This is a genomic window from Rahnella sp. 1L-D-7-B-C2 (assembly GCF_057290995.1).
Genome location: NZ_JBXAVQ010000014.1, coordinates 1 through 25771 on the forward strand (window position 1 = coordinate 1; position 25771 = coordinate 25771).

The window sequence follows — 25771 nt, forward strand, 5'->3', positions numbered from 1 at the left end:
GCGGGAATAAAATCCCATTCAGACGCCGGATAGATTCAAGCAAGCCAATTTATCGTCAAAATCGGTGTTGCAAAAACGGGAGTGACCATAGATTCGTTTTCCAAGCGGACCCCGGTGAGGACCGCAATGCGGCTTTCCCGCTGGCATCCTTGCCGGTTAACCCACCGCCTTACTTACCGGTGCTGCATCAGCGCGCACAGCTTCACGCAAGTATTGTATCGCAGGGCGAATCCGAAGAAACGGACGCCTGTCTGGTGGCGGTCGCAACGTCACAGGGGCAGGCTGTTGATCAGCATTTCGGTCACGCCGATCGTTTTACGCTGTACAGCCTGTCGGCGGCAGGTGTGATGCAGGTCGGGCAGCGTTTTACGCCACGCTATTGCGGCTCGCCGGATGACTGCGAGCCGGAAGATGCGGCGCAGAACATGGATGCATTGCTGGAGCTGCTGGCAGATGTCAAAGCGGTATTCTGTGCCCGCATTGGCCTGACGCCGTGGAAACGTCTGGAAGCGGCGGGCATTGAGCCGCAGGTGGACGGCGCCTGGCAGCCGGTAGAAACCGTGCTGGCGCAATGGTGGCAGCAACGAAAGCTGGCCGGGGGTGAAATCAGCATTCGCGGGGTGGCGTAATGAACGGCGCGCAGGGGTGGTTAAGCCGGTTGCTGTCACTGCACCTGACCGGACGCTCACGTTTTCCGCCACAGATGGGGCTGGGAGACGTCGCCTGGCAGGCTTTACTGCAACATACCGGACGCGCTGCGCCTGTGCTTTCAACGTTACAACTCGAGCAGCAAAAACTGCTCGGGTTGTTACAGCAGGCACGCACCTGTGAGCGGGAACAACTGGCGCAGTGGCTCGCACAGTCACTGGTGCCGGAGGCCGCGCCGATGCATGAACTGATCGCCACAGCATCGATGGGGTTTGACCATCTGTGGCAGGATCTGGGGCTGGATTCCCGCGCTGAACTGCGCGACCTGATGACCGATTGCTTTCCCGAACTGGTCAGGATGAATCACCAGAACATGCGCTGGAAAAAGTTCTTCTACCGCCAGCAATGCCTGCAGTCGCTGGGAGAAATCGTCTGCCGTTCACCAAGCTGTAATGAATGTTGCGAATGGAACACCTGTTTTGCGCCGGAAGATTAGGCGCAGCGCCTCAGGTTCTGCGTATTTCACCCGCAATGACCAGAGATAATATGCGAAAACCGGATACCCGCCGACAGAACAAAACCAGCCAGACGGCTGGTTTTATATTTTTTGCAGAGGTGCCATCACCGGAGGGTCAAAGCACTGCTTGTTTAAGCTTATCCAGCCAAGTGTCAATACGCTCTTCTGTCAGGTCGTATTGATTTTCCTGATCCAGTGGCAGGCCGACAAACTCATTGTTTTCCAGCAGTGCAGCGGAAAACGAGAATTTATAGCCTTCACGCGGCCAGTTACCGACAACACAGGCGCCACGCTCAATGACGAGGTCATAGAGGATCCGCATTGCGCTAACAAAATTTTTGGAATAGTTAAGCTGATCGCCCAGCCCAAACAATGCCACCGTCTTACCGCTCAGATCAGCTTCAGACAGCGTGTTGGTGAACTCCTGCCAGGAGTCGTACTGACTGCCTGCATCCACACCAGGTAGCTCCCCATCGCCCAGTGTTGGCGTACCTAACAGCAAGACCGGGTAGGATAAAAACTGTTCGCGGGTTGCGCGCCGGACATCCAGGGGCGCGTCGGCAATCCCGTCTAGTTTCTGGTGGATAAGCTTCGCAACTTTTCTTGTTTGTCCGGTATCAGACCCAAAAAAAATACCGATGGTAGCCATAATCATCTCCTGATATATCACATGTTTATTAAAAGATTAGTGCCATGACGACTCGCCGTTTTCTCTCAGGATGACGCGAGTTTTTTATAGCCTTCAAGTCTTTCGCGTGCATCGTCTTCGGTCTTTTTAAACAGAAACTCGGCAAATTCCGGATACAGCTTTTTCAATGACGAGTAGCGCACTTCGCCTGCCAGAAACGCCTGGAAATCCTCTTCAGGTTCCTCAGAATCGAGAATGAACGGGTTTTTACCGGCCTCTTTCAGTTGCGGGTGATAACGGTAATTAGCCCAATATCCTGCCTCGACAGCGCGCCTGGCTTCACGCTGACTGCATCCCATACCGATACGCAAACCGTGGTTGATGCAGGCCGCGTAAGCGATAATGAGGGAAGGTCCCGGATACGCCTCGGCTTCGGCAATTGCCCGCAATGTCTGATTTTTGTCGGCCCCCATTGCGATTTGTGCGACATACACGTAGCCGTAACTCATCGCCATCATGCCCAGATCTTTCTTTCGGGTTTTCTTGCCGCTGGCAGCGAATTGCGCAATGGCTGCCGCTGGCGTCGATTTAGACGACTGACCGCCCGTGTTGGAATAGACCTCGGTATCAAATACCAGAACATTGACGTCCTTACCCGATGCCAGCACATGATCCAACCCTCCGAAGCCGATATCGTAGGCCCAGCCGTCACCGCCAAATATCCAGTGAGAACGCTTCGCCAGATAATCGCGGTGGGCATAGATACTGTCGGTGTGCGGATTTTTCCCTGGCGTCTGCGAAGCCAGAAGTGCCACTACTTTTTCAGCCCGCTCACGGGTGCCTTCGCCCTGATCTTTATTTGCCAGCCAGTCACTCAGACAGGCTGACAGTTCTGCATCCAGTGGCGCATCCGGCGCATTGTCGAGCGCCGCTTTAACCTGTGTGGCGAGGGTATCGCGAATCGCATCCACACCCAGCAGCATGCCAAGGCCAAACTCGGCGTTATCTTCAAAAAGTGAGTTGGCCCAGGTCGGCCCTTGCCCTTTGTGGTTAGTGGTATAAGGAATAGAAGGTGCGCTCGCGCCCCAGATCGATGAACATCCGGTCGCATTGGCAATCATCATTCTGTCGCCAAATAACTGAGTCACCAGTTTGGCGTAAGGCGTTTCACCGCAACCCCCGCAGGCGCCGGAGAACTCCAGCAGAGGCTGTTCAAACTGGCTACCTTTCACGGTGAATTTATTTTGCGGATTGGCTTTGGGTGTCAGGCTGAGCGCATATTCCCACAGCTCAATTTCGTGTTCCTGCGATTCCAGCGGTTGCATCGACAGCGCCTTGCCTTTGACCGGGCAGACATCCGCACAGTTACCGCAACCGGAGCAATCGAGCGGAGAAACGGCGAGGCGGTACCAGGCATCTTCTGTTCCGCTGGCCAGTTTGGCGCTGAACCCTGCCGGTGCGTTTTGCCTCTCTTCTTCAGAAATCAGGACAGGACGGATAGCCGCATGCGGGCAGATAAAGGCACATTGGTTACATTGGGTACATTTGTCCGTCTGCCACACAGGCACGTTAATCGCCACCCCGCGTTTTTCATATGCCGACGTGCCGGACGGGAAGGTGCCGTCCTCGATGCCATCAAAAATGCTGACCGGCAACGAATCCCCTTCCTGACGGTTCATCGGGATCAGAATATCTTTAATAAATGCAGGCAGCATCTTGTGTGGCACCACGTTGTCCTCAAGGTGCTTCCACGCCTGCGGCACGCTGATTTTCACCACCGATTCAATGCCGCTGTCCACCGCAAGATTGTTCATATCGACAACTTTCTGACCTTTATTACCGTACGCATGCTCAATACTTTGTTTCAGGTATTCCAATGCGCGGGCCGGGGGAATGATGTCTGCCAGTTTGAAGAAAGCCGATTGCATGATCATATTAAAGCGCCCGCCCAGCCCCAGTTTTTGGGCTATTCCTACGGCATTGACGATATAAAACTGAATATCGTATGCCGCGATATAGCGCTTCATGGCAACGGGCAGTTTTTCGTCCAGCTCCGCAACATCCCAGCTACAGTTGAGCAGGAAGGTTCCACCCGGTTTCAGCCCTGCCAGCAGGTGATATTTGTTAACGTAGGATTGTTGTGAGCATGAAATAAAATCAGCTTTATCGATTAAATACGGGGATTTGATCGGGCTATGACCAAAGCGCAGATGCGACATCGTGACGCCGCCGGACTTTTTAGAGTCATAAGCAAAATAGGCCTGCGCATACATATCGGTTTTGTCGCCGATAATTTTGATGGCACTTTTATTGGCCCCGACGGTCCCGTCTGAACCCAGTCCCCAGAATTTACAGGCGGTCGTTTCGCTGGCTGAGGTATCAAGATCACGACCTGAGAGCGGCAATGAGGTAAAGGTGACATCGTCGTTGATCCCCACCGTAAAGCCATCGCGCGGACGTTCAGAAAGCAGGTTATCGAAGATAGAAATAATATGAGAAGGCAGAATATCTTTACCGCCCAGCGCGTAGCGGCCGCCGACAATCACCGGGCGCCAGTCGCTGTTATAAAACGCACTTTTCACGTCGAGATACAGCGGTTCCGCCAGTGAACCCGGCTCTTTAGTCCGGTCGAGAACGGCAATATTACTGACACTTTTCGGAATGTATTTAAAGAAATGCTTCAGGGAAAAAGGTCGGTAAAGGTGCACGGTCAGCACGCCGACTTTCTCTCCGCTGGCATTAAGGTAATCCACCGTTTCCTGAATGGTTTCACACACCGACCCCATCGCGATAATCATCCGGCCAGCATCCGGCGCACCGTAATAGTTGAACAGGTGGTACTCGCGGCCGGTGAGCTTACTGATTTTGGCCATGTATGACTCCACCATTTCCGGCAGAGCCATATAGAATTTATTCGACGCTTCACGCTCCTGGAAATAAATATCCGGGTTTTGTGCCGTACCGCGTACGACGGGATGGTCCGGATGTAACGCATTCTGACGAAAACGCGTAACAGCATCCCAGTCCAGCAACGCGGCCAGTTCTTCATAATCGAGAACTTCGATTTTCTGAATTTCGTGAGAGGTACGGAAACCATCAAAGAAGTTGATAAACGGGATACGTCCTTTGATGGCGGTCAGATGTGCCACCGCCGCCAGATCCATCACCTGCTGGACGCTGCTTTCCGCCAGCATGGCGCAACCGGTCTGGCGAACAGCCATGACATCCTGGTGATCCCCAAAGATATTTAACGAGTTGGTTGCCAGAGCACGCGCACTGACATGAAAAACGGCAGGCAGCAGTTCACCGGCAATCTTGTACATGTTAGGCGTCATTAACAACAACCCCTGCGAAGCGGTATAAGTGGTGGCCAATGCGCCGGCTTGCAAGGCACCGTGTATTGCCCCGGCAGCGCCAGACTCGGACTGCATCTCCATGACTTTTACGGTTTGACCAAACAGGTTTTTTTTACCCTGTGCGGCCCATTCATCGACACTTTCTGCCATCGGAGTTGACGGTGTAATAGGATAAATCGCGGTAACATCCGTGAAGGCATAAGACACATAGGCTGCCGCCGTATTCCCGTCCATGGTTTTCATTTTTCTCGGCATGACTCACTCTCCAGCTTGATGTTGCTCAATTCAAGGTTTGGAAAGGAACAAGCATGGGACATGCCATACGGGATATTTACATTAATGCATTGAATTAAATGAAGTAATTTTGGGTGTCTATCAGGAGGGTTTGTCGGAATTGAATGTTTCGCCACACATTTCTTAGCAACTTGTCGCTACACTGACATTATCCGCTCCGATTTAGGAACTTATCCACCCAGGTTTTCAGACTGTAGTAAAGCTGATGTCTTTTTATGCCTGAAATTCAGCCCGGCAAAATATGGCCGGTACGGTTTTTCTCAACGGGGTTTTAGAAATCCAGCTCAAGTGCAAAACACAGGTAGGACATCAGCGGCGCGCAATGCCTGAACTGCTGTGCGCAAAAATCCATAACATCCGGCTTGCACAGATCCTCAAACGCAATGCTTTTAACCGAGATAAAATCTTTGCGTTTTGATTCCGCTAACAACAGAATCTGTTGCTAACATTACTGAAGATCCTCAGAGGTATCGCTTCAACGTATACCTTTCAGATCGTGGTTTGATGTTGCGTGAAAGGCTTGATGTAGAAGGTGAGTATCGTGTGCTCTACGATTTTGACGGCACGAATATTGAGATACTGCTTTTTGTTAGTATGAAACAAGATTTTGGGAAGTTGCTTTACCGTTATAACATTCTGAAATGATGCTCAATGCCCGGTTATACCGGGCTTTTTTATGTCTGCTTTAAGGGAGCGGGTCAAAGGTCCGACATTACTAACTGAGCCTTGTATCTAATCCTAGGGGCAGGTCAGCAAGACGCCATTCTTTATTGGCATTGGCGTGTGCCGGGCAGCAATTAACATTAGCTGATAATATGCAGTATTTGAGGCAAATCGCCGTCGATGACACCTAGAATTACAGTGTTTCACATAGTGAGGTAAATCGCCTTCTTATGTAGAAACGATCAGTATCAGCATCGCGGCAGCCCATCACTCCGCTGCATGCCGGATTATTCATCCATTTTTACGACACAATTCCGCCCCTGCCGCTTGGCTTGATATAAAGCAATATCTGCGCGCTCCACCAAGGATCTCAGTTCCTCATTGCCTTGGGTCTCTGCAATTCCACAGCTTATGGTGATCGGTATGGTTTTGCTTCCTGAGATTAACGGTGATTGTGCAATGTGCTCGGACAGGGTTCGCATACGCGCCACAGCTTGTTCGCCGTTGCATTCCGGCATCAACACCAGAAATTCATCCCCCCCCCAGCGACACATGCCGTCGGTGTACCGCAGAGATGTTTGTATCAGCCTGGCGATGTGCCCAATGGCCAGATCGCCAATGCTATGACCGTGAAGATCGTTGATGGGTTTAAAATAATCTATGTCGATTATCGTCAAGCTCGCCAGCTTGCCCTGTTGCAACATATTTGAACGCATACGCAGGAAATGATGTTCAAATGCCTGGCGGTTCATGACTCCGGTGAGCTTATCTTTGGTGGCCATTTGCTCCAGCCGGCGCTGATATCCGCCGATGGTCAGCCATAGCAGTAATAAAAACAGCACACTGACCACAATGCCGATGCTGAGGTTCTTCAGTAGCGTGATGAAAAGCACCTTTTCCAGAGGATGATTGCTTTGTTCTACCATCAAATACCAATCGAACTCGGGTAATAAACGAGTATTGAGTAGCACTTGCTGCCCCTGGACCTGATACCGGTAGCTTCCGCCGGGAACAGTAAGAATAGCGGTAGTCAGTGGACCTAATCCTGGTTGCTGCCTGATATTCGCTGCGCGTTGGAAGGATTGACCATGCAGGACTACTTGTCCGCTTTTATCTACAAAGTAGATAGTCCGGCTATAGCGCTGCTCATATTTTTCAATCAGCACCTTAATCTTTTCCACTGAAATACCAATACCAGTAACGCCGATAAAGTCACCTTTATAGTCATTGACCTTATGGTTAACGAATACATCAAGATGGGTATGATCCTCTGGATCTGGACGGACATCAATCGAATAGGGTTTGTCCACGGGCAGCGCTTTAACCAGGAAGAACCAACGGTCCCGTAGACTCTCTTCAGAGACTGTTTCTAGGATGCGTTTGGGGTCATAGTAACGGTAGGTTTTATCAGAAACGAAATAGGAAAAAATAGTATCGAAACGATGGTCTATTTCGTTGAGGTAACGAATCATTGCATCAGGATCCTGTTCATGATTTAGAACCCAATCACGAACAAAAGTATCGTGAGCCATCAAAGATGCAATAAGAATGGGTTTCAACAGATCTTGCTGAATTTCTGAATAGACATTATCGCTGGTTAGAGGCAGGATATTTTCTTCAATTTCATTATTTAGGGATTGCCGAGCGACTTCGTAACTGCTCCAGCTGATGAGCATAAAAGCGGTTAATAGCATGAAAGTAAATAAAATAATGACCCGTGTTTTCGTCAACCAATAAGGGCTGTTCATTCAATTTCCCTAAAATGTCTTTTAATGGTAAACATGGTAAATGCACTTTGTCTAGGCAGCTAAGCCGGGCCTGTTACTCTTATTAGTTAGTGACCCTTTGGAACCTAAATGATCTCATCTGTGCTCCCTCGTGCCAATAATTCTAGCCGTTTCGCGATCCCGTGATCCGTTACGGCGCAGCAATATTATTACGAATTTCGTTCTACTGAGCGACAAACTCCTGTATAGCATTTATTTATGCACCGTATTGGAGGCCGAGGGCCAATGATGTAAAAAAACCACGCTAAGAGTTTAATCCATTGTTTATCTTGAAATTTAATGTTCCTAACTCGCCCGTAAAAATATCTTCCGGTAACTAAAACATATAATGCCCCCCAGCATAACCCGTGGTGTAAGTCGTTGCCAGCAGGCTGGTTCTGACGGTGTAGAGAAAATTCCAATCTAGTCCCATCAGGACTAATGTAATGGCAAATATCCCACACAAGACATCCGAAACAGCCAGAGCAATATAGGCAAGCATAAGAAGCAGACCCATCAGCTTAATTTTAATGACACCGAACCGGTCGATCAGTTTTCCTGTGCAAAACGACGTTACAAACCGGCTCAGTATATAGAGTTGGATCTCGGCGGCGATTTGTGACAAATCGAAACCGTAATGCTTCATTGCGATGGGCGTCGCCGTCAGGCCCAGAACCATTATTCCAAATCCTGATGCACCGAAAAAAGTGCGTGGAACTAAAACAGGTGTGCTTACACATCTATCGAGAGTTGCCCAAAGGCATAGTGTATTGACAATAGATATACAATCTTATAATGTATATCCATTGTCAATACAGGAGATATAAAAAATGCGTGACGCTGCGATTAATTTGCGTGCTTTGCCGGAACAACGTGATCTCATAGATCAAGCCGCCAGCCTATTAGGTAAAAACCGATCTGATTTTATGTTGGAAGTAGCGTGTGAGCGCGCACAAGCTATTCTGCTCGACCAAGTTTTTTTCCAGTTAGATACTGAGAAATTTCATGAATTCACAGCGATGCTTGACGCACCTCACAATGCAAATCAAGGTCTGGGACGTCTGATGGCAGTTAAAGCGCCTTGGGCATGAGTTTACAATTGTCTGCTCCTGAGCCACTTACAACTGCACATATCCTTGACGCTTTCGGTTGTGGGGAAACAACGTTAGATGAATGGTTAAAACGGCGCGCTCTGACAAACCACTTAAACGGTGCAAGTCGTACTTTTGTTGTCACGGCTCACGATAAAAGTGTTGTTGGTTATTATGCACTCGCAGCCGGTGCTGTGTCGCACAGGGAAGCGGCAGGATCTGTTCGGCGTAATATGCCTGATCCTATTCCGGTCATAGTATTGGGAAGACTGGCGGTCGACCTTCGCACTCAAGGAGTAAAGTTAGGTTCATCATTGCTACAGGATGCCATTCTTCGAGTTCGCTCAATTGTTGAAAACACAGGGGTCAGAGCATTGCTCGTACATGCACTTCATGAACCGGCTAAACAATTTTATGAACATTACGGTTTTACATCATCGCCAATTAATCCGATGACATTAATGCTACGCCTTTAGCGTTTCCAAAGACCATGAAGAACAGCATGTGATGAAATCGAAAAACATTAAATATGAAGTAATACTTCATAATGATGAAGTGTGATTTTTGTTATTTTGTATTATTATGATCTAGAGTGCTTTTTTCCATGATATCGGTCATCGCACCTTCATGCGCCTGAAGATTACGGATATAACGCATTAATGTTTCAGGTTTTTTCCATGTCCCTTCCTGCATGATCTGAGCGACAGCATAGCCACGTCCCGCCATATCCTGTGCAGCGCCTACGCGGGCACTGTGACCAGTCCAGGCCGTATAGCGCCCTTTGTTTGGAATGATAGGTTCACCTGCTCCAATCGTAAGCCAGGCCTGTGCGAAAATTGATTCAATCGCAGGCGTGCTCAGCGGACGGGTGACTGAAAGAGTTGCACTCCCAGAGCGGTGCACCGGACAAAAGAGGAAGGCGTCAGGTTCAGCATTGATACCAGACACCGACATCCACTCAGTTAGCCGGCGGGAGGACTGCGAACTTAGGGACTTGATCAGGCCGCCAGTTTGAACAATAGTTTTGGTGTAACTCACATTAAGGATGATCCTGCCATCTGTTGCCCGGGAGATATCACGAACACGGAGACGGGCTAATTCACTGATACGCAGCAGCGTGCTGTAAGCGACATGCAGAAATGCCAAATCACGTTTATGGCGAAGCGATATCGAGTCAGACCAGAGCGCATCAAGCTCAAGCAGATCTTCAAGACGAAAGGGTACGGCCTGGCCAGTACGTTCACCCATGACAACTGCAACACGATTTATTTTCTTCACTGCGCGGAAAACCAGCGGTGAAGTATTAGGGGGGATTAGGCCAGCGTTACGGTGTAACATTGAAATCAATGATCCATGCGTCGCAATCGTTGAAGAAGCGCGACCGCTCTCTTGCAGCCAGTTCAGATAATCGCGAAGGTCGGCCGGAAGCATGGGCAAAAACGAACGGCTATTTTCAATCGACCATCTGTGGCAGATCCGCATAACACTCATCAGCTGTCGCCAGGTATTAGGTGAAAACGCCTCTTTGTCTTGAACAAATTCCTTAAGCCTCGCCAGAACATCCTCTTCAGCCTGGATAGCAGGTAGTGTTTGGTTGGTTGGTGACAATTTACCCATATGTAGCTTAAAAAGCGAACTCCCGGTCACTGACAACGCTACGTGGATTCTGAGAAAGATGCAGGGGATTTCCCTTGCAGATTTCACGTAGCAAAACCTGCAAGGTCATTATAACTACTGGATAGATTATCAGCTACTGTAGCGAATGGCTAACTTTATATAAGTCCCATTATATGAAGTTACGCAGTTCTGTTGAAGACTGCGTTGGGTTCTTGTACAGGGGATGAGAATTAGAGGTTGGTGAAAGAAATATTGGATATACACCAAAGGAACAAAAGACTTGGTGAATTAACTGCAGGGTTTAAACACTGAATGATGCATTCTGAATAAATGAGATTTGCGAAAGGGTTATTTCGATTCCCTCCCGCGATGCATGATTATTATAGCTTAGTCAGACGCTGAACGTTAATGGTTTCCAATTTACCGCTCAAGATATCGAGAAAATCATCGTGGTAGGACATTGCTACGTGTTTTTTCAGATCTTCTTCAGTCTTCCAGCGTTCAATAAAGACGAATGACACTTTACCTGTATTTTCGAGGTTACGCACATCGGGTACAGCATGGCTTTCATGCAGATCATATTGCAGGCATCCTTCTTCAAGATGAGTTGGAGAAACCATTGCCAGTGCGGCATCTCTTATAGTTTCGATAAATCCAGGTAAAGGGGTCAGTGTTGCAACAATTTTCACTTCGCTCATAGGGGTCCTTTAGTTGTCAGTTATTTATTCTGGATTTATATAATCCAGGTACAAATTATTCAGGGTAGTTGTGAATTGGTCATTATGCCAACCAATATTAGATCTAGCGTGTTATCCAATAGCCCCAGTGGAAGTGTTGAAAAAAAGACTGATGGAGTGTACATTATGCAGTACATCTGGGTTGTACACTTCAATGAGGCATATGACTATGCAAGCTATAAATTTTACGACTGCCCGTAATGAACTGGCTTCAGTTCTTGATAGCGTTTCTAGCGGTGAGCCTATAATTATCACACGCCGATCGGCAAAGCCCGTTGTTGTTATTGATGCTGAGCAATATGAAAAAATGCTGAAAATTCAGGCTGAATCGGATTTCGATTGGTTGTTTAGTGAACATGGCAAGACGCTTGAGGCTCTTAAAAACCGATGATTTATTTTCTTTCAAGCAAAGACATCATTGGCATTCATGACCGAATGATTTCTGCTTACGGAGGCCTTTCCGGCTATGCTGACCCAGGTCGGATAGAAAGTATGGCAACACGAATTCTGAACCGCCACATGTATGAAGGCGAGGATGATATATACGTTCTAGCTGCTGCATATCTTCTTGCTATAGCGCGGGGGCATTGTTTCAATGATGCAAATAAGAGAACCGCATTTGCCTCATCTGCTTTATTCCTGCTCCGTAATGGCATTCTTGTCCGGTTTTCTCCAAGTCATGAAGAGTTGACTGTCTCAGCCGCACAGGGGAACCTGGATGTGTGGAATATCGCTGAAGTCCTAAAACAGTCAACCTGAAAAAATAGTATTCTCGTTTCACCCCGCACTATTTAACATAAATAGCATTATCTGTATCTGGTTTGTAGTAACTAAAATGAGATGTTCTCTATTTCAAATATCACAATTAAGTTTAAATATGAGTGTGACAGGGAGAAGGATTACTGAATTCGGATTTGTTCTACCTGAATGACTGTGTTCCCTTTTTCCTTTGTAAGGCGACCACTGATGCTCACGAGGTCTTTAGGTGTCACCTTCTGCCCATTCCACTTATCATCTTTCAGGGAGATAGCGATGACGCCGGTTTTGTCGCGGAAAATATAATGATGTTCTGCGGTCTTTTTAATGATATTCCCTTCAAGTGTTACCCACGAATTTCTGTCATTATTAATCGCCATCTTCACTGTAGACTCTTTTGCATCTTCAGAACCTTTTATCCCACTATCCTGTTTGTGAGGTGGCGGAGGTGTTTCTGAAGCCTCAAATCCACCTCCGGGGGCAGAAAATGCAGGTAAGCCAGATAACATTAAGATGGACGCCAGAATTACTCTTTTCATTTGTGTCTCCTTTTTAAGTGATTATATATTTATAGCTACATATTCAGAAGTGTCAAAGTCAGGACTAAATCAATATTAGTTGAGAAACTCAGGGCACGGTGACTGCCAGCTCATACAACATCAATATAATGAGGGTCTGATGCCGAATGAGTCAGAAAGATTATTCTGGAAACCGAGTCCATTTATGCTTGCCCACTACAAAGCTGAAGCTCAAGTTTGAATTATAGGATTTACCTTCTAGTATTCAAAGAAAATGTATTTTATTGGCAGGTTCCTTCCTAGCTGCTATTTTCAGTAGTTCTGAAAAGCTGCAATATATCGATGGTTCACTATACTTATCATTCGAAGTGGTAATTTACCCACGAAACTATGCACGGTAATTACCCCACACCAACTTTACCCATGACCAGTTGGAGAACAACATGCAAAAGTGTAAAACCTTGAAAAAGCTGCTAGCGGTATCGGCAGTGGCTGCTATGTTCAGCACTGTCGGCGTACACGCCCAAACCCCGGCGGCCGCTGCCCAGAATGCATCGAGCGTTAAGATCAGCTCCGGTGACGAAAAGGCGTTAAAGGATATGGCGCAAGCAGATATCAATGAAGTCGCCGCAGCCAAAATTGCGCAGAGTAAGGCCCAAAGCAGCGAAGTCCAAGCATTCGCTCAGCAGATGGCCGAAGACCATGGTAATGCCTTGATGAAAGTACAGATCACCGCGAGGCAAAAGGGTGTAGCACTGCCTACTCAGCCGGACGCCATGCACATGGCCATGGCTGCCAAGCTGGAAAAGCAGAGTGGAGGCGAATTTGACAAGTTGTATATGGAAAACGCCGGCACAAAGGATCACAAGATGGTGTTGGCGTTACTACAAAGTGACGCCAAGAAGATCAATGATCCGGATGTGAAGGCTCTTGCTGACGCCCATACGCCTGTCGTTGAAAAGCATTTAAAATCGGCCCAGCAGATGGCCATGCAAACAGATATGTCAGCAGGTAAGTAAATAGGTCGTTCGGTCGGCACCCATCCCTTCGACTTGGAGTAACTCCTGTCCAAAAATTTGTCCATTGCCGTCACTGTCCTATAGATAATATAAATGTTACTTCTGCTTTAAAATAAATAAAGGGAGGGAGGGGTTAAGCACTCTCTTTACTTATCTTAAACAGTTAACTTTCCTCCATCTAAGTTGATTTCACCAGCCATTCTATTCTTTATAAATTTCAAGGGGTACGAGGAGATATTATAATTACTATCCACTGAGCCATTTCTGTGGCTTAGGCAGAATACTCCTAAATATACTTTATTTTACGTCTATCCTTTATCAAGCTATGGTTAATTGCCGTTTTCTTTCCTAGGCTTAATTTGTCTAACCCATATTTCATCGATTTGAATGAGGAAACTTCATGTTTAAACATATCAAGCAGCTGCAATATACGGTTCGTGTTGCCGGGCCTAACCCTGGTCTTGCTAATCTGTTACTTGAGCAATTTGGCGGGCCGCAGGGCGAGCTTGCCGCCGCGTGCCGCTATTTCACGCAGGGGCTAGGGGAAGACGATGCGGGCAGGAAGGACCTCTTACTGGATATTGCCACCGAGGAACTCAGCCATTTAGAAATCATCGGCACTATTGTGGGCATGCTAAACAAAGGCGCTAAGGGCGAGCTGGCGGAAGGAACGGAAAAAGAGGCAGATCTTTATCGCTCGCTCACCGGCGGTGGGAATGACAGCCATATTACGTCGTTGCTTTACGGCGGTGGTCCGGCACTGGTCAACTCAGCAGGCGTTCCCTGGAGTGCTGCTTATATTGACACCATCGGTGAGCCGACCGCCGATCTGCGTTCAAACATTGCTGCCGAAGCTCGGGCAAAAATCGTCTATGAGCGTTTAATCAACGTGACCGACGATCCGGGTATAAAAGATGCTCTAAGCTTTCTGATGACCCGGGAGGTCGCCCACCAGCTGTCATTTGAAAAGGCGCTCTACGCTATTCAGGATAATTCCCCGCCAGGAAAACTCCCGCCAGTGCCTGAGTTTTCACAGGTTTATTACAACATGTCTGAGGGCGGGACGGTGCGGGGAAGCTGGAATTCGGAGAAAACGTTCGAGTACGTTGATAAACCTCAACCGGCAGTGGATGGCGGCACCGGTGAAGCCTCAGTGATATTGGATGAAAAACAACAAGCCAGTCTGGATGCAATGAAATCCCGGACGCAATCCGATACCGAAGTGAATCCGGTCACTGGTGCAGAACTGGGCAGTGCGGGTCCGATTGAAAATACGAAACCTGACGCCACTAAACCGAAAACGTAACTCCACGGACCGGAGCCGGCAATCGCTGGCTCTGGTTTGTTCCCTTCGAGAGGACGGGCATCATCACAGAAGCTGCCTGCCGGGCTTATTTTTAAAGTTTGGGCTTAACACAACGGTGATCGGGTCACTCACTGGGGAATATTTGTGCCCTACTTGGGCACAATGCCAATTGAATGATACGGAAAGTCCTGCGCATGGATCTGCTGGGGCATATGTGGAATGCTGATGTGGATGGTACTTTGAATTAATAAGATACATACGAGTGCTCATATTCCTGATATTAGGAACTTTCCGCAACGCGCTTAGAGTTGAGAAGGATGTTCTATTCTTAATACCCTTAATTTCTGCAAAGGAGTCTTTATGAACAGCGAAAAAAAGATCTCACCCTCTTTAAATCAACCTCATGTGGATTCTTTCCCAACCCCCCCTTTTGAAAAGCAAAAACAACCTTTTCCTGGCCTCGCAAACAAGATGATCCCTGTCCCTGACCATGGCGAAACGACATACAAGGGAAGTTCAAGGCTTAAGGGACGGAAAGCCCTGATCACTGGCGGAGATTCAGGTATCGGCAGAGCTGTCGCCATTGCGTTTGCACGCGAAGGCGCCGACGTGGCGATTAATTATCTCCCGCAGGAAGAGTCCGATGCGCAAGAGGTCGTGAAATTATTGAGCGACGAAGGTCATAAGATAATCGCTCTTCCGGGTGATATCCGTACAGAGATATTTTGCAAAACCCTTGTAGAAGAGGCAGCCGAGAAACTGGGTGGGTTAGACCTCCTTGTTAATAATGCTGGCCGACAGCAGTTCTGTGACTCGATCAAAGATTTAACGACAGAAGCCTTCGATGCGACTTTTAAAACCAATGTTTATGCCTTGTTCTGGATCACCAAAGCAGCCTTAAATTACCTGCCGCGTGGCAGCTCTATCATCAATACGTCCTCAGTTCAGGCTTTCCTTCCCAGTGATAACCTGCTTGATTATTCCCAGACAAAAGCCTCAATAGTCGCCTTCACTAAATCTCTGGCCAAACAGCTTGGCCCGGAAGGTATTCGGGTGAACGCGGTAGCACCGGGTCCTTACTGGACGGCGTTGCAAATATCGGGGGGGCAGCCACAGGAAAAAATCGAGAAGTTTGGTGAACAGGCTCCCCTCGGGCGCCCTGGTCAACCTGCAGAAATTGCCGCGCTTTACGTTGCATTCGCCTCTCCGGAGAGCAGCTACTCTTCCGGTCAGGTTTGGTGCTCCGATGGCGGGACAGGGACCGTATGACCCTTCTCAGTAACCTTTTAGACAAACAAGATAACAAAAGGTGTAGGCCATGTTCGAAGGGTTCACACATTGCAAAATCGCATTATCTGATGCCGTTCTTAATGTAAGATATGGGGGCTCTGGCCCCCCTCTTCTGCTCCTGCATGGTCATCCGCGAACGCATGCCACATGGTCAAAAGTCGCACCCAAACTTGCTGCCTTTTTTACAGTTGTGTGTCCTGATCTCCGGGGTTTTGGTGAGTCTTCTAAACCACTTGATTTACCTGACCACGCCGGTTCATCAAAACGCGCTAAAGCAAAGGACTGTATCGAACTGATGGGTTCGCTGGGATTTGAGCGTTTTGCAATAGTTGGCCATGACCGTGGTAGTTATACAGCCTACAGAACAGCACTGGATTATCCCGAGAAGATCACAAGTCTTGTTGTGCTGGACTGTATTCCAATAATCGAAGCGCTTGAGCGGTGCAATGAGGTATTCGCACGACAGTGGTATCACTGGTTTTTCTTTGCCCAGCCGGAGAAACCTGAGCGAGCCATTTCTACGGATCCGGATGCCTGGTATGGTGGAAAAACGCCCTATATGGGTGAAGAGGAGTATCAGGATTTCCGAAGGGCTATCCACTCCCCTGCCACCGTTCATACCATGCTGGAAGATTATCGCGCAGGTTTGTCAATCGACCGCTTGCACGAAGAAGAGGATCGCCAACGTGGTCGGAAAATACAGTGCCCGGTGCTTTGTCTGTGGTCCGAGAAAGACGATTTGGGACAGATATACAGCGACATTCCGTCTATTTGGCAAAATTGGGCAAGTAATGTTCAAACGGGCACGATCAAAAGTGGCCATCATATGGCAGAGGAAGCCCCGCATGAGCTGTGTGAACGGTTGAAAGATTTTCTCATGAAATAAAACTGTGTGAGTTATTAAAAAGGTGGGAACGGAAGTTCGCACCTTTAATGATTACTGCACGAAGGATTCACGAGAAGGCATGCCCGGAACTAATATGATCTTGCGACAGTCCTCTTCCCTTTTTTCAAAAATTTTATACCCTTTAGCCGCATCTTCCAGTGGCATATGATGGGTAACAATTTCTTCCGGCTTCAGTTGCCCGGCTTCAATTAACATGAGCAGGTCAGGAAGATAGGCATGGACATGCGTTTGACCCATTTTGAACGTTAATCCTTTATCAAAGGCATCCCCAAATAAAAACCCATGTATAAAGCCGGCGTAAACACCCGGAACGCTGACTATTCCGCCCCTCCGGACCGCGGCTATACATTGGCGTAATGCTTTGCCGCTGCTGCCTTCAATCTTAAGGTTGCTCAGTATAGTTTCAGTAATACTGCCTTTCGCTTCAAACCCGACCGCATCGATTACCGCATCCACCCCACGATGGCCGGGGGTATGTTCAATAATCCAGGCGGCTGCATCGTCATTTTCATCAAAATTAATCGGAATAACGCCATACCGCTCCTGAGCAAATGCCTGCCGGTAGGGGTGATGGTCAATCATGAATATCTGCTCAGCACCTGCGAGCCGGGCGCAGGCTGCGCTTAACAATCCCACCGGCCCGGCACCAAAAATCGCCACGCTCGATCCCGGCATCAGTTCAGCATTTTTAACCGCCTGCCAGGCTGTGGGAAGAATGTCTGATAAGAACAACACCTTATCATCGGCTAATCCATCGGGCACTTTAAAAGGTCCGGTATTCGCTTTAGGGACACGCACATACTCGGCTTGCCCACCGGGAACCCCGCCGTAAAGGTCGCTGTAACCAAATAATGCAGCTGGTGGCGTGATCTTTTTCGGATTGAGCGCCGCACCATTGCCGCTATTGGTGGTTTCACAAGCGGCATACTGGCTCAGTTTGCAGAAAAAACAGTCGCCGCAGGCGATAACAAAGGGAATAACAACACGGTCCCCTTTCGCGACTGAGGTAACATCAGACCCCGCGTCGACTACTTCGCCCATGAATTCATGTCCAAATATATCCCCGTGATGCGTTCCCGGTATTTTCCCGCGATATAAATGCAGATCAGATCCGCATATTGCTGTTGCCGTGACTTTCAAGATAATATCGTCGCTGGCGTGAAGTATCGGGTCTGGCATATTATCCACACTCACATTGTGCGGGCCGTGGTAGGTCAGTGCTCTCATGATTTATCCCCTTGCAGAATGAATCTGATAAAGGCTGGTATCGCTCTAATAATGAGGATGTCTATTTTGATAATAATAAAATAATTAGCCCGCAGCATTTGCCGCGGGCCGGGTGTTATCCATAACAAGCTGCACTTCAACCGTTAACGGTTGTCATGGCTATGTTTACCACCCTTTTTGCCTGCTTCACTGGCTTTTTCACGGTCGTTCGCGAAGTTACCCCCGCTATTCTGACCGCCTTTTTTACCAGCCTCAGAGGCTTTTTCATGATCTTCCGCGAAATTTCCAGAACCGCCACGATGTTCGGCCATAATATCCTCCTATCGGATGTCTTTGGTTATTCTCTGTAAGATCTAAACGACAACTTCTCATGGGTTTATTTAACACATGAAAAGCCGCATTGAGCGATAAGCTCGTTATTCAGTCTAGTGCAGTCAGTTTATGTGTCAACGGATAATTCGATTATTAATTACTGTAATCACGAAGTGAATTATTATATATTTAAATTCAAAAAGTTAGGGGGGGGGGAATTAAATTATATTGAGAAAAATCCTAATATTATATCGACTGATAAAATAACGCTAAGCTAAGTTAGGTATTAAACATGACCTCAAGGAGAATGAAATGTCTATTACAACGCTGAAAGAACTTTTTATTCATGATTTATCTGACGTTTACAGCGCTGAGCGTCAAATTACCAAGGCCTTGCCGAAAATGGCTCGTGCAGCAACCGACCCGAAGCTTATTGAAGCATTCAAACTCCATCTGGAAGAAACCCAGGGCCAGATAGAAAGATTAGATCAGGTCGTGGAATCCTCTGATGAGATACGTATCAAGCGTATGAAATGTCATGCCATGGAAGGTCTGGTAGAAGAAGCACAGGAGCTGATTGATTCCGTCGAAAAAGGTGACGTTCTCGATGCAGGGTTGATCGGTGCGGCGCAGAAAGTCGAGCATTACGAGATAGCGACGTACGGCACGCTGGCCGCGCTGGCGAAAAAACTGGGTTATACCCAGGCTGCAAAACTTCTGGAAGAGACCTTGCAGGAAGAAAAGAATACCGATCAGAAATTAACGACAATTGCTGAGTCCGCTCCGGCCAGCAAAACCCGTTAATCCTTGATGACATGGACTGATAATTTCAACTTACACGAGATGAGGGTATCAAAATGGCCAAATCTAAAGCGTATGAAAATTATGTCGACTGGGTGCGGGATGCACATGCCATGGAAAAGCAGGCGGAAACCATGCTGACTAAAATGGCTGACCGTCTGGAACATTATCCGCGTCTGAGAGAACGCATCACACAGCACATTGCCGAGACGCAGGATCAGCAACGTCTTGTGGAAGGTGTGCTTGAGAGACTCGATAAATCGAACTCTGTGATTAAAGATACCGCAGGCAAGATGTCGGCGATGACCCAGGCGTTAGGTGGTGTGTTCGCCAGCGATGAAGTCATCAAAGGCGGCATCAGCGGGTATGTCTTTGAGCATTTCGAAATTGCCTGCTACGACACGCTTATCGTGACGGCGGAGGCAGTGGGCGATCTGGAAGGCGCGCAGGTGTTCCGCAAGATAAAAGTTCAGGAAGAACAAATGGCGAAATGGCTGTCAGAAAATCTGCCTTCGGTGACAAAGAAATTCCTGTCACTTGTTGATACATCGGATATGGACGCCAGCCATTAATTTCTATGTCATCTGATAAAAAACCCGCGGGGATGGCGGGTTTTTATCATATAACCTCAGGTAAGCAGAGACGTTAACCGTGTAAGGGAATACAGCGCAGCCTGGCGGATCACTTCTTCGCAATCCCCCTCAAAGTGTTTAACTTCAGTTATCGCACGCTCCGTACTAAAGGCCCAGCCGAACCAGATGGTACCGGCTGTTGTGCCATCTTCGCCCCCTTCAGGTCCGGCATACCCACTGACCGACAGCGCGACCAGCGTTTTAGCCACTCTGTTCGCGCCCTGCGCCATCTCTCTTACCGCCTGTGCGCTAACCGCCGTGTACTGAGAGAGGGTTTCAGGCTTCACGCCCAACATGATGGATTTTGCCGTATCGTCATAGGTGACGAAGCCGCTTGAATAGTTTGCGCCGCCTTCCGACGCGGCGCATAACGTCATACTGATCAATCCGGCGGTACAGGATTCTGCCGTGGCGAGATTCAGGCTATTCGCTTTCAAGACGCAGAGCACGTCTTCCGCTGCTTTCAACAATATTTTATCCATTACGTCTCCTTGTACGGCGTGGCCTCACGTCGTTTTGATATCCTGACGGGCAGTAAGTTTTTCGAGTAAGCTGTTCATCATATTCACCTGCTTTTTCAGTTCAGCGAGATCTTCTTTAGAGATTTCATTAATCTTTTCCTGCAGACGCGTGAGTTCCAAATCTGCTTTCACGTTCACGTCGGATTCCATTTCATTTCTGATCATTCTTCGCCTGACGCTTCTGATTCATCATGATAGCGGGCGCGGTATAGGCTGACTGAAAAGACAAAAACAAATTCAGAAGAATAAAGGGGAAAGGATCAAAAGCAGATTTCTTTACCAGAATATTATATGCCGTCCATCCCACAATGATGCCCGTCTGAACCATAATGAATTTCCAGGTGGCAATAGCACCCGTAATTTTTTCAGCCAGTCTGCCGCCGAAGCTGGCTTCTGTTTCAGAATCTTTTGGGTCACGGATCAGGGCTTCGTGCTCCTCAGCACTTTTGGCCCGTAATTCAGATAAATGCTCTTTTTGCTTAGCATCCATCATTTTTTCCATTTTCGGTATTCTCCGTCAAATAAAGCATATTGGGTTTTATTATTTTAGCGAGCGCCTAATTATTATCAAAGTGACTGCTGTTAAAATCTATACAAAAGTTTATTGCTGTACAATATTATGTTTCTAATTGTTAAGCATTCAATTTTATTTCTCCAAAAAATTAACGGGATACCCTGTATAATTTAAATTAAACCTTCCAATGTCAGAGTTAGGATTTTTCTGAAACAAAAAATGTCATTATTTCTTTGTCGCAGACTTTGTGATCGGGTTCTACTCTACTACTTATATGTGTAGGTATTAAAAATGACCCGGCGCGTTGGGGATCAAACATCCCTGCGATATTCTGTGAGAATAATTGTTAACCCTGTTTGTTGAATAAGGAGGATTATGGGTTATCTGGCGTGGACAGCTGCCACCGGCAGGCTCCTGCTTTTAATGTCCTTATCCTATAGCTGGATCAGCCGTGCCCCCGTGCCCATTTTCGGTATTTATCTTATTGTGGGTATTCTTTGTGGCCCCTGGGTTTTAAACATTCTTCATCTGGACATACTCCGGCACTCGGTGGTTATCAGCCGGATCACCGATATCACCATGGCCGTGTCCTTGTTTATTGCAGGCCTGAAAATCCGCCACCCTCTTCATTCAGACATCTGGAAAATGGGCCTACGCCTGGCGGTGCCCGCCATGTTGCTGACGATGGCTGCACTGATGGTCCTGGCTCATTTTTTAACGGGATTATCCTGGCCGCTGTCCCTTGCGCTTGCGCTTGCGGCCATCATCGCACCGACGGATCCGGTATTAGCGAGCCTTATCGCCATGAACGATGCCCGGGATGAAAATCAGCTCAGGCTGTCATTGTCCTGCGAAGCCGGTCTTAACGATGGTACCGCCCTGCCGTTTTTGTTACTGGCCTTGTTGTGGCATAACGCACAGGGTGCTGTGTCTGCAGTGATATTGTGGAAATGGTTTAGCGTTGACCTCTTATGGGCGCTCTGTGCCGGGCTGGCCGTAGGGTACTTATTGGGGAAAGGGATCGGACTTGCAGCAACACGCTCGCGTCATATGCAACAGGAGGTCGCGCCGAGCGATTTTATTGCACTCGCCCTGGTCTGCCTGAGTTTTGCTCTGGCACTGTCGTTGAATGCCTCTGGTTTTCTGGCCGCCTTCGCCGCAGGGATCGGACTGCGCAGCGCCGAAATGAATGTGCAAAAAAGTCATCCGTGTGATGAGAACGCTAAGCAGGAGATGCCCGCAGAGATGCAGGTTAATCCCCATACCCGCCACGCCATCGATAACAAAAGTCCGGTCAAACTGGTCGGTCTGGTGATCGGGGATGCCTTATCTTTTGGCGATACCGTCGAGCGCCTGCTGGCCGCCGGGCTAGTGATTATCCTGGGCGTTACTCTCGCCCAACACTGGAACGTTCAGGCGATCCTTCTTGCACTTATCCTGTTTGTGCTGATCAGGCCCACCGCGGTTTATCTCGCTACGTGGCGGTCCGGAAAATCCCGTCAACAGAGGCTAAGCATGGGCTGGCTGGGGATCCGAGGCATTGGAAGCCTGAATTATATTGCCTATGCCTTTTCACATGGACTGCAGGGAAAAGGGGCCGATCTGATGATTGACATGGCAATAACCGTGGTCACGCTCAGCGTCTTAGTGCATGGGGTCACTGTTACCCCCTTATTAAAACTGAGGCGCAGTCAATGAATAACGAAAAACATAGCCAGTTTGCAGAAAGACACACCCCCGTCAGGGAAAACATGTCATGGATAAAAATCGCCTGGCGACTCGAACGGTTCGGTTTTTTACTCCTGGGAGTATTCCTTCTTTATGCTTTACTGGGCGGGTTTTCACAGGGCTGGTTAAGTGATTCCACTTATCAGAATGATGAAATGTCGACGATAATCACCTATGAAAAGTTTTTGCGAAGCGATACCGAATCACCGCTCATTATTGCTTACCCTTATAAGAATGAAAAAACCGATCGCATTATCCTGAAAGGTAAGTTTGTAAATCAGTACGACATCATTAATGTCAGCCCGGAAAGTGCTGTCATACATCGCAGTCCGGACACGTTAATTATATATCCTAATAATCCAGCCTTAGCCGATAAAGGGGGAGTGCAACTGACCCTTAAACCTCGACAATACGGCATTTACGCTCTGTCCGTCTCAGCTAATAATGATGCCCCTTTTGTTTTTAAACAGACGGTTTTTCCCTAAAGGAGCGAAAATGGAAAACGTTCTCAGAGCCGCCATTATGTACGTGTTTCTCTTTATTATTTTCAAAATATCGGGAAGGAAAACGCTGCTGGAAATGACGATTTTTGATTTTATTCTGGTCCTGATTATCAGTGAAGCTACCCAGCAGGCATTGCTGGGAGAGGATTTCTCGCTTACCGGCGCCATGATCACCATCGGTACCCTGATTTTTATTGATAAGAGCTTAGGTCTTCTCGAAAACAAAATCCCAAAACTTAATTTGTGGCTTAATGGCTCACCAATAATCCTGATTGAAAATGGCAAGGTTCTTGATCAGCGACTGCGCAAATGTTCACTTTCGGAAGATGAAATTATGGAAGTGGCTCGTCAGCAGGAAGGTCTGGAAAATCTGGCTGATATAAAGTTCGCCATCTTAGAAAAGAACGGAAAAATATCGATAATCCCGGCTAAAAAGGCAGCTTAATTATCATCCGCATAGATAAAATCGCAGAGATAACTAAACTTTATTCCTTAATCAGCAGTATGACGTTGGAAACGTCCATTCGCTAAAAATAATCTGAAAGGAAAGTCTCATATGGTGCAACAGTTTCCCGGAGAGTTCCGAGATAAGGACGGATTTTGTGACGTGGGCGACTATGCCGCCATCGGTGAAGGCCGGACGGTCGCCCTATTGTCGCCAGACGGTTCTGCGGACTGGTGGTGCGTCCCTGCCCTCGATTCTCCGCCTCTGTTTGACCGCCTGCTTGACGCGGAAAAAGGCGGATATTTCCAGCTGGTCCCCCAGCACCCCTATCGCATGACTCGTCAATATCGCCATAACAGTAACGTCCTCGAAACGGTGTATGAAACCGCAACCGGTAAGGTCCGGCTCACTGAGTCAGTTAACAGCACGCTGGCCGGGCGTCTGCCCTGGAATGAATTGGCACGCCGCATTGAAGGGCTATCCGGTTCGGTGCTGATGACATTGCGGATGAAAATCGGTACCGCCGGTGCGACACGCTCTCCCTGGAAAATGGAAACTTCACACGGAACGGTCTGGCACGTAGGTTCTCTGCAACTGATGTTGCGGCTGTCAGATGACCTCCAGCCAGGAAACGTAAGGGATGACGGCGCGGATAGCCAGTTCACGGTCCATCAGAGTCAGCAGGTGCTCGCTGCGGTACTGGTGACAGAGAATGAGCCGTTGGCCGTACCCGCATTAGCCCGCATTGATGAACGCGTTGATACCAGTGACAAAGCCTGGCGAAGCTGGGCAGATAGCCTCGGATACAACGGTAAATTTAAATCCTATGTGTTGCGTTCTGCGCTGGCCCTGAAATTTCTTTGGTTTGCGCCCACCGGCGCGCTCGCTGCGGCCGCGACCACCAGCCTCCCTGAAGGCACCGGCAGCGGTAAGAATTATGATTACCGTTATGCATGGGTGCGTGACGCCTGCATGATCATCAAATCCTTCATTTACACCGGCGCGCTGGAAGACTGCCAGGCGGCGTTTTCATGGTTGGCCGGCATTTTGCGCGAAAACGGCTGTGAAATGCATACCTGCTTTCAGCTAAACGGCCAGCCGGTTCCTGAAGAACGCAGCATCGCGGTGAGCGGGTATCGCGGTGAGCAGCCGGTTCGCGTGGGCAATAACGCCTCCCGTCAGCTTCAGCTCAGCAACTATGGCGATATTCTCGATACAGCTGTGTTGTTTACCGATGCCGGTCATGTGCTGGATTTAAATACTTCACGCCTGTTGGGTCAGCTCGCCAATCATTGTGCTGACACCTGGCGTCAGCCAGATTCGGGCATATGGGAACTGCCCGACGCCCAACATTATACCCAGTCTAAAATGGCCTGCTGGGTCGCGCTCAATCAGGCCGTGCATCTGGCGAAAGGACAATATATTGAACCGACCTGGCAGGGCCGCTGGGAGCGCGAACGCGACAGGATCCGTGACTGGATAGAAACATATTGCTGGTCTGAAGAGAGGCAAAGTTATTGCTTCTGGCCAGGTTCTGAAGAATTGGATGCCTCCATTGCACTGATGCATCAGTACGGTAAACAGGTATCCCCTGAACGAATGCTCAGTACTCTGCGTCTCATTGATCGGGAACTGGGTACCGGGGAAAAAATGCTTTACCGCTATACCGGGGTTGAGAAGGAAGAAAATACCTTTGTTGCCTGCGCGTTCTGGATGGCCGCCGCGCTCGCCGTCTTTGGGGAAACCGAAGAGGCAGAAAACCGTATGAATGCCTTACTACAGACCCATGAGGGTGAGAATAGCGCAGGCATCATGAGTGAAATGTACAATGTTAAGCAAAAAAAATGCTGCGGCAACATGCCGCAGGGTCTGAGTCATCTTTCAGTTATTAGCGCGGCGTATATCATCTCGACGTCAACCGAACACAAGCCTCGCAAAGTCCTTTGAAGTTAGAAACGGATTTTTCCTAACCCTT

Annotated in this window: 27 protein-coding genes and 1 pseudogene; 16 read left to right on the forward strand and 12 right to left on the reverse strand. The window is 48.3% G+C overall.

Going from position 1 to position 25771, the window contains the following annotated elements:
• Window positions 1–113: 113 nt before the first annotated feature.
• Window positions 114–629, forward strand: a pseudogene (locus AC0Z7K_RS18500) (NifB/NifX family molybdenum-iron cluster-binding protein); the annotation flags it as partial.
• On the forward strand, window positions 629–1144 hold the full coding sequence (locus tag AC0Z7K_RS18505) for a nitrogen fixation protein NifQ (protein WP_014683038.1): 516 nt from the start codon (window positions 629–631) through the stop codon (window positions 1142–1144). The pseudogene AC0Z7K_RS18500 and the gene AC0Z7K_RS18505, both read left to right, overlap by 1 nt.
• Window positions 1145–1280: 136 nt before the next feature.
• Here the strand turns inward: AC0Z7K_RS18505 and AC0Z7K_RS18510 are convergent, their stop codons facing one another.
• The 4 genes from AC0Z7K_RS18510 to AC0Z7K_RS18525 all read right to left on the reverse strand — a co-directional run bounded on the left by AC0Z7K_RS18510 (window position 1281) and on the right by AC0Z7K_RS18525 (window position 8551).
• A complete protein-coding gene (locus AC0Z7K_RS18510) occupies window positions 1281–1814 on the reverse strand; it encodes a flavodoxin (protein ID WP_014683039.1) in 534 nt (177 codons plus the stop codon).
• A 65-nt stretch (window positions 1815–1879) separates the two neighbouring features.
• Window positions 1880–5404: a pyruvate:ferredoxin (flavodoxin) oxidoreductase gene (gene nifJ / locus AC0Z7K_RS18515; protein WP_485615463.1), complete on the reverse strand. Its 3525-nt coding sequence runs from the start codon at window positions 5402–5404 to the stop codon at window positions 1880–1882.
• 989 nt (window positions 5405–6393) lie between these two features.
• The gene (locus tag AC0Z7K_RS18520) at window positions 6394–7854 is read right to left on the reverse strand and encodes a sensor domain-containing diguanylate cyclase (protein WP_014683042.1); all 1461 of its coding nucleotides are present in this window, start codon (window positions 7852–7854) and stop codon (window positions 6394–6396) included.
• A 355-nt stretch (window positions 7855–8209) separates the two neighbouring features.
• Window positions 8210–8551, reverse strand: a complete 342-nt coding sequence (locus AC0Z7K_RS18525) for an MFS transporter (protein WP_485615464.1) — start codon at window positions 8549–8551, stop codon at window positions 8210–8212.
• A 151-nt stretch (window positions 8552–8702) separates the two neighbouring features.
• Here AC0Z7K_RS18525 and AC0Z7K_RS18530 point away from each other — a divergent pair, with 151 nt between their 5' ends.
• Together AC0Z7K_RS18530 and AC0Z7K_RS18535 are read left to right on the forward strand one after the other, a co-directional pair.
• On the forward strand, window positions 8703–8963 hold the full coding sequence (locus tag AC0Z7K_RS18530) for a type II toxin-antitoxin system TacA family antitoxin (protein ID WP_485615466.1): 261 nt from the start codon (window positions 8703–8705) through the stop codon (window positions 8961–8963).
• Window positions 8960–9439, forward strand: coding sequence for a GNAT family N-acetyltransferase (locus AC0Z7K_RS18535; RefSeq protein WP_485615467.1), 480 nt, complete (start codon window positions 8960–8962; stop codon window positions 9437–9439). Before AC0Z7K_RS18530 ends, AC0Z7K_RS18535 begins: the two co-directional genes overlap by 4 nt.
• 91 nt (window positions 9440–9530) lie before the next feature.
• Here the strand turns inward: AC0Z7K_RS18535 and AC0Z7K_RS18540 are convergent, their stop codons facing one another.
• The gene (locus AC0Z7K_RS18540; protein ID WP_485615468.1) at window positions 9531–10580 is read right to left on the reverse strand and encodes a tyrosine-type recombinase/integrase; all 1050 of its coding nucleotides are present in this window, start codon (window positions 10578–10580) and stop codon (window positions 9531–9533) included.
• Between the two features lie 380 nt (window positions 10581–10960).
• A complete protein-coding gene (locus AC0Z7K_RS18545) occupies window positions 10961–11278 on the reverse strand; it encodes a putative quinol monooxygenase (protein WP_112198333.1) in 318 nt (105 codons plus the stop codon).
• Between the two features lie 208 nt (window positions 11279–11486).
• Here AC0Z7K_RS18545 and AC0Z7K_RS18550 point away from each other — a divergent pair, with 208 nt between their 5' ends.
• Together AC0Z7K_RS18550 and AC0Z7K_RS18555 are read left to right on the forward strand one after the other, a co-directional pair.
• A complete protein-coding gene (locus AC0Z7K_RS18550) occupies window positions 11487–11708 on the forward strand; it encodes a type II toxin-antitoxin system Phd/YefM family antitoxin (protein WP_037035656.1) in 222 nt (73 codons plus the stop codon).
• Window positions 11705–12076, forward strand: coding sequence for a type II toxin-antitoxin system death-on-curing family toxin (locus AC0Z7K_RS18555; protein WP_485615469.1), 372 nt, complete (start codon window positions 11705–11707; stop codon window positions 12074–12076). Before AC0Z7K_RS18550 ends, AC0Z7K_RS18555 begins: the two co-directional genes overlap by 4 nt.
• 140 nt (window positions 12077–12216) lie before the next feature.
• Here AC0Z7K_RS18555 and AC0Z7K_RS18560 read toward each other — a convergent pair whose 3' ends face one another.
• The gene (locus AC0Z7K_RS18560) at window positions 12217–12612 is read right to left on the reverse strand and encodes a YgiW/YdeI family stress tolerance OB fold protein (protein ID WP_112198332.1); all 396 of its coding nucleotides are present in this window, start codon (window positions 12610–12612) and stop codon (window positions 12217–12219) included.
• A gap of 422 nt (window positions 12613–13034) precedes the next feature.
• On the opposite strand from AC0Z7K_RS18560, the gene AC0Z7K_RS18565 reads away from it, so the two are divergent.
• The 4 genes from AC0Z7K_RS18565 to AC0Z7K_RS18580 all read left to right on the forward strand — a co-directional run bounded on the left by AC0Z7K_RS18565 (window position 13035) and on the right by AC0Z7K_RS18580 (window position 17092).
• Entirely contained in the window at window positions 13035–13610 is a 576-nt protein-coding gene (locus AC0Z7K_RS18565; RefSeq protein WP_112198331.1) for a DUF4142 domain-containing protein, read from the forward strand.
• Between the two features lie 400 nt (window positions 13611–14010).
• Entirely contained in the window at window positions 14011–14916 is a 906-nt protein-coding gene (locus tag AC0Z7K_RS18570; protein WP_112198330.1) for a manganese catalase family protein, read from the forward strand.
• 360 nt (window positions 14917–15276) lie between these two features.
• On the forward strand, window positions 15277–16185 hold the full coding sequence (locus AC0Z7K_RS18575) for an SDR family oxidoreductase (RefSeq protein ID WP_485615470.1): 909 nt from the start codon (window positions 15277–15279) through the stop codon (window positions 16183–16185).
• A 49-nt stretch (window positions 16186–16234) separates the two neighbouring features.
• Window positions 16235–17092 carry an alpha/beta fold hydrolase gene (locus AC0Z7K_RS18580; RefSeq protein ID WP_112198328.1) on the forward strand — a complete coding sequence of 286 codons (858 nt, stop codon included), beginning with the start codon at window positions 16235–16237 and terminating at the stop codon, window positions 17090–17092.
• A 51-nt stretch (window positions 17093–17143) separates the two neighbouring features.
• On the opposite strand, the gene AC0Z7K_RS18585 is transcribed toward AC0Z7K_RS18580, so the two are convergent.
• Window positions 17144–18340, reverse strand: coding sequence for a zinc-dependent alcohol dehydrogenase (locus AC0Z7K_RS18585; RefSeq protein ID WP_112198327.1), 1197 nt, complete (start codon window positions 18338–18340; stop codon window positions 17144–17146).
• Between the two features lie 143 nt (window positions 18341–18483).
• Window positions 18484–18651 (reverse strand): con-10 family general stress protein, encoded by a 168-nt coding sequence (locus tag AC0Z7K_RS18590; RefSeq protein ID WP_112198326.1) that lies wholly within the window; start codon window positions 18649–18651, stop codon window positions 18484–18486.
• Window positions 18652–18964: 313 nt separating this feature from the next.
• On the opposite strand from AC0Z7K_RS18590, the gene AC0Z7K_RS18595 reads away from it, so the two are divergent.
• Entirely contained in the window at window positions 18965–19456 is a 492-nt protein-coding gene (locus AC0Z7K_RS18595) for a YciE/YciF ferroxidase family protein (protein ID WP_112198325.1), read from the forward strand.
• Window positions 19457–19509: 53 nt separating this feature from the next.
• The gene (locus AC0Z7K_RS18600; RefSeq protein WP_112198324.1) at window positions 19510–20025 is read left to right on the forward strand and encodes a ferritin-like domain-containing protein; all 516 of its coding nucleotides are present in this window, start codon (window positions 19510–19512) and stop codon (window positions 20023–20025) included.
• A 56-nt stretch (window positions 20026–20081) separates the two neighbouring features.
• On the opposite strand, the gene AC0Z7K_RS18605 is transcribed toward AC0Z7K_RS18600, so the two are convergent.
• The 3 genes from AC0Z7K_RS18605 to AC0Z7K_RS18615 are packed head-to-tail and all read right to left on the reverse strand — an operon-like array spanning window position 20082 to window position 21108.
• The gene (locus AC0Z7K_RS18605) at window positions 20082–20567 is read right to left on the reverse strand and encodes a CinA family protein (RefSeq protein WP_112198323.1); all 486 of its coding nucleotides are present in this window, start codon (window positions 20565–20567) and stop codon (window positions 20082–20084) included.
• 24 nt (window positions 20568–20591) lie between these two features.
• Complete coding sequence (locus tag AC0Z7K_RS18610) at window positions 20592–20771, reverse strand: hypothetical protein (protein ID WP_157962140.1); 180 nt, start codon at window positions 20769–20771, stop codon at window positions 20592–20594.
• Entirely contained in the window at window positions 20758–21108 is a 351-nt protein-coding gene (locus tag AC0Z7K_RS18615) for a DUF1003 domain-containing protein (protein ID WP_485615472.1), read from the reverse strand. The genes AC0Z7K_RS18610 and AC0Z7K_RS18615 overlap by 14 nt, the downstream gene beginning before the upstream one ends.
• Window positions 21109–21495: 387 nt before the next feature.
• Here AC0Z7K_RS18615 and AC0Z7K_RS18620 point away from each other — a divergent pair, with 387 nt between their 5' ends.
• The 4 genes from AC0Z7K_RS18620 to AC0Z7K_RS18635 all read left to right on the forward strand — a co-directional run bounded on the left by AC0Z7K_RS18620 (window position 21496) and on the right by AC0Z7K_RS18635 (window position 25743).
• Window positions 21496–22818: a cation:proton antiporter gene (locus AC0Z7K_RS18620; protein ID WP_112198321.1), complete on the forward strand. Its 1323-nt coding sequence runs from the start codon at window positions 21496–21498 to the stop codon at window positions 22816–22818.
• Window positions 22815–23333 carry a hypothetical protein gene (locus AC0Z7K_RS18625; RefSeq protein ID WP_112198320.1) on the forward strand — a complete coding sequence of 173 codons (519 nt, stop codon included), beginning with the start codon at window positions 22815–22817 and terminating at the stop codon, window positions 23331–23333. The genes AC0Z7K_RS18620 and AC0Z7K_RS18625 overlap by 4 nt, the downstream gene beginning before the upstream one ends.
• A gap of 10 nt (window positions 23334–23343) precedes the next feature.
• Window positions 23344–23796 (forward strand): DUF421 domain-containing protein, encoded by a 453-nt coding sequence (locus AC0Z7K_RS18630; RefSeq protein WP_112198319.1) that lies wholly within the window; start codon window positions 23344–23346, stop codon window positions 23794–23796.
• Between the two features lie 111 nt (window positions 23797–23907).
• Entirely contained in the window at window positions 23908–25743 is a 1836-nt protein-coding gene (locus AC0Z7K_RS18635) for a glycoside hydrolase family 15 protein (protein ID WP_112198318.1), read from the forward strand.
• Window positions 25744–25771 lie beyond the last annotated feature (28 nt).